The sequence below is a fragment of the Streptomyces sp. NPDC015171 genome (assembly GCF_043079545.1).
GTDB lineage: Bacteria > Actinomycetota > Actinomycetes > Streptomycetales > Streptomycetaceae > Streptomyces.
Genome location: NZ_JBIBUO010000046.1, coordinates 1 through 4,737 on the forward strand (window position 1 = coordinate 1; position 4,737 = coordinate 4,737).

The following is a 4,737-nucleotide window of genomic DNA, read 5'->3' on the forward strand; positions in this document are numbered from 1 at the left end:
GGTGTGGATGTTGATTGGAAGGCGGCGTTCGACGCGGGGTCGGCGCGTCCGGTGGAGCTGCCGACCTACCCCTTCCAACACCAGCACTACTGGCTGAAGACGGAGCGCGCCGAGGGCGACGTCTCCGCCGCCGGCCTCGCACCCTCCGAACACCCCCTCCTCGGCGCCGCCGTGGAACTGCCCGGCACCGGCGGCATCGCCCTCACCGGCCGCTGGTCCGTACGCACCCACCCCTGGCTCGCCGACCACGCCGTGTGGGGCACCGCCCTGCTGCCCGGCACCGGCTTCGTCGACCTGGTCCTCACCGCGGGCGCCGAGGCCGACTGCGGCGCCCTGGAGGAACTCGTCATCGAGGCACCCCTCATCCTCCCCGAGGAGGGCGGAATCCAGGTGCGCGTCGAGATCGCCGCGCCCGACGAGACCGGCCGCCGCGCCGTCTCCGTCCACTCCCGCCCCGAGGGCGACGAACCCGACTGGACCCGCCACGCCGCCGGCACGCTCGTCCCCGAGGACCTGGAGTCCTCCGAGCCCGCCCTCGCCTGGCCCCCCGCCGGCGCCACCTCCGTACCCGTGGACGTCGAGTCCGTGTACGCGGGCCTGGCCGAACGCGGCTACGAGTACGGTCCCGCCTTCCAGGGACTGTGCGCGGTGTGGACCCGCGACGACGAGATCTTCGCCGAGGTCGCGCTGCCCGACCAGCAGCAGGAGGACGCCGGACGCTTCTCCCTGCACCCCGCCCTGCTCGACGCCTCGCTGCACGCACCGCTGATCTACGGCACCGGCCTGCCCCGACTGCCCTTCTCCTGGAACGGCATCACCCTGTGGACCCGGGGAGCCTCCCGGCTGCGGGCGCACTTCGTCCCCGCGGGCGAGGAGACCTGGCAGGTCACGGTGACCGACCAGACGGGCGCCCCCGTCGCCCGCATCGACGCCCTCATAGGCCGCCAGGTGACCCCGGAACAGCTCGCCGGAGCCCGGCTGGCCCGCGAAACGGGCTCCTCCCGGCTGGACAACTGGGTGTACGGCACGACCTGGACCCCCGCCGGGACCACGGACCCCGCGGCGGCCCCCACCGGCACCTGGCTGGTCGCCGTACCCGCCGACCGCACCGACGACGCCACCGTCACCGCATGCCTCACCGCCCTCGGCGACCGGGGCGCCGACGCCGTCCCGCTGCCCGTCGACGGAACCGACCGCGCCGCCCTCGCCGACCTCCTCGCCCGCACCGTGCCCGACGTCGGCACCATCACGGGCGTCCTGTCCCTGCTCGCTCTCGACGAGACCACCCACCCCGGGCACCCCGGAGTCACCGGCGGTCTGGCCGCGACGCTCGGCCTCGTCCAGGCGCTCGGCGACGCCGGTATCGAGGCACCGCTGTGGCTCGCCACCCAGGGCGCGGTCGCCACCTGCGACACCGACCCGGTGCACAGCGCCGACCAGGCCGCCCTGTGGGGCCTCGGCCAGGTCGCCGCGCTCGAACACCCCGGCCGCTGGGGCGGACTCATCGACCTGCCCGCCACCCTCGACGACAAGACCGGCGCCCTGCTCACCACCGTGCTCGGCGGCGGCATCGCCGATGAGGACCAACTGGCCCTGCGCGCCGGGACGGCCCTCGTCCGCCGCCTCGAGCGGACGCCGCTGCACCGGCCGCAGCCCGACGAGACACCGTGGCAGCCCACCGGCACCGTCCTGATCACCGGCGGCACCGGAGCCCTCGGCGGCCACGTCGCCCGACGGATGGCCGCGGGCGGCGCCGGGCACCTGGTCCTCGTCAGCCGCCGAGGCACCGACAGCCCGGGCGCCGCGGAACTCACCGCGGAACTGACCGAGGCCGGCGCCCGGGTCACCGTCGCCGCGGCCGACGTCGCCGACCGGCAGGCCCTGGCGGAGCTGCTGACACGACTGGCAGCGGACGGCGACCCGGTCCGCACGGTGGTGCACGCCGCCGGCGTCAACGGCTTCGGCTCCCTGGAGGAGACGACCCTCGACGACTTCGGCGCCATCGTGTCGGCCAAGGTGGCCGGCGCCGCCCATCTCGACGCACTGCTCGACGACACCCCCCTGGACGCGTTCATCGTGTTCTCGTCCATCGCGGGCGTCTGGGGCAGCGGCAGCCAGAGCGCCTACTCAGCGGGCAACGCCTACCTGGACGCCCTCGCCCTGCGCCGGCGCGGCCACGGCCGGACCGCCACCTCCATCGCCTGGGGCGCCTGGGCCGGCGGCGGCATGGTCGACGCCGCCTCGGCACCGCAGCTGCGCCGCCAGGGCATCGAGGCCGTCCGCCCCGAACTGATGCTGGCCGCCCTCGACCGCGCCCTGACGGGCGGTCAGAGCGGCCTCACCGTGGCGAACATCGACTGGAAGCGATTCCACGCGGCGTTCACCGCACAGCGCCCCTCCGCGCTGCTGCTGGGCCTGCCCGAGGCCCGCCGCATCGCGGCGGCCGAGGCCCGCGCCCGGCGTGCCGACCTCGCCACGGCGGGATCGCTGCGCCACCGCCTGACCGGCCTCGACGAGGACGCCCGCAAGGAGATCCTGCTCGACCTGGTCCGCGCGGAGACCGCCGTGGTCCTCGGCCACCAGGACACGCACGCCATCCACCCGGACCGCGCCTTCCAGGAACTGGGCTTCGACTCGCTCACCGCCGTCGAGCTGCGCAACAAGCTGTCCGCGGCCACCGGCCTGCGGCTGCCCGCGACACTCCTCTTCGACTACCCGGCGCCGGCCGTGCTCGTCGCCCACCTGGGCGAGGCGCTCACCCCCGAGGGCGGGCCCGCGGTGCACCCGGCGGTCGCCGAGATGGAGAAGCTCAGGGCCGCGCTCGCCTCCGTACCCGACGACCAGGCGGTCCGCGCCCAGGTCACCACCGCTCTGCAGGTCCTGCTGGCCAAGTGGACCCCGGACGCCTCGCAGGACGAGGACGACGATCTCGAGTCGGTCTCCGACGACGAGGTCTTCGACATCATCGACAACGAGTTCACCGTTTCCTGACGCCGCCGCCGTCCCCGCTGCCCGCTCGCCGTCAGAAGACTTTCTCTAGGAGCTGACCTTTCCCGTGGCTGACGACAAGAAGTACCGCGAATACCTCAACAAGGCCGTCACCACCGCGCGTCAGGCCACCCGCCGACTGCGCGAGGTCGAGGAGAAGGCGTGGGAGCCCATCGCCATCGTCGGTATGGCCTGTCGGCTGCCGGGCGGGGTGACCTCCCCCGACGACCTCTGGCGGCTGGTGGCCGACGGCATCGACGGCATTACCCCGTTCCCCGCCGACCGCGGCTGGGACCTGGCGGGAATGTACGACCCCGACCCCGACGTACCGGGCAAGTCCTACGTCCGTGAAGGCGGCTTCATCGAGGACGTGGCCGGCTTCGACGCCGAGTTCTTCGGGATCTCCCCGCGCGAGGCGCTGGCGATGGACCCGCAGCAGCGGCTGCTCCTTGAGACCTCCTGGGAGGTCTTCGAACGCGCGGGCATCGACCCCACCTCCCTCCGCGGACGCAGGATCGGCTGCTACACCGGCATCATGCACCACGACTACGCCCCGCGCGTACGACAGGTCCCCGCGGACCTGGAGGCATACCTCGGGCGTGGCAGCACCGGCAGCTTCGCCACGGGCCGCGTGTCCTACACCCTCGGCCTGGAAGGCCCGGCGGTGACGGTGGACACCGCCTGCTCCTCGTCCCTGGTGGCGATCCACCTCGCCGTCCAGTCCCTGCGCTCCGGCGAGTCGGAGATGGCGCTGGCGGGCGGCGCGGCCGTGATGGCCGACAGCAAGATGTTCGTCGAGTTCTCCCGCCAGCGCGGCCTCTCCCCGGACGGCCGCTGCCGCGCCTTCGCCGCGGGCGCCAACGGCACCGGCTTCTCCGAGGGCGTGGGCGTACTGCTGCTGGAGCGGCTGTCGGACGCCCGCCGCAACGGCCACGAGGTCCTGGCCGTCGTGCGCGGCACCGCCGTGAACCAGGACGGCGCCTCCAACGGCCTCACCTCCCCCAACGGCCCCTCCCAGCAAGAGGTGATCCGGCAGGCGCTGGAGAACGCGCGCCTGTCCGCGGCGGACGTCGACGCGGTCGAGGCGCACGGCACGGGTACGTCCCTCGGTGACCCGATCGAGGCGCAGGCCCTGCTGGCCACCTATGGCCGTTCACGTCCTGAGGGTTCGCCGTTGTGGCTGGGTTCGCTGAAGTCGAACATCGGTCACACGCAGGCGACCGCGGGTGTGGCGGGTGTGATCAAGATGGTGCAGGCGATGCGGCACGGTGTGCTGCCGAGGACGCTGCACGTGGACGCTCCGACGCCCGAGGTGGACTGGTCGGCAGGGGCGGTCGAACTGCTCACCGAGTCGCGCGAGTGGCCCGAACGGGACGAGCCGCGGCGTGCCGGCGTGTCCTCCTTCGGCCTCAGCGGCACCAACGCCCACGTCATCCTGGAGCAGGCCCGCCCCGCGGCGCCCGCGTCCGAGGACTCCGGCGCGAAGGACCCCGAAGCCGCCGGATCAGGCGCCCCCACCGAGTCCACGCAGCCGCCCGCCGAAAAGATCGTGCCCAGTGGTGTGGTGCCGTTGGTGTTGTCGGGGAGGTCTGGGGAGGCGTTGCGTGGGCAGGCGCGGCGGCTTGCGGAGTTTCTGGAGAGCCGTCCTGATGCGGTGCTGCATGACGTGGCGTTGTCTTTGACGTCGCGTGCGGTGTTCGGTCATCGGGGTGTGGTGGTGGCGGGGTCTCGTGAGGAGGCGTTGAGTCG

General features: G+C 73.5%; 2 protein-coding genes. Both read left to right on the forward strand.

The window, feature by feature from the left end; all coding sequences use genetic code 11:
• A partial coding sequence (locus ACF073_RS41375; protein WP_392076728.1) for an SDR family NAD(P)-dependent oxidoreductase occupies positions 1 to 2,991 on the forward strand: 2,991 nt, incomplete at its 5' end.
• A gap of 64 nt (positions 2,992 to 3,055) precedes the next feature.
• The coding region (locus ACF073_RS41380; protein WP_392076729.1) for a type I polyketide synthase at positions 3,056 to 4,737 on the forward strand (1,682 nt) is incomplete at its 3' end.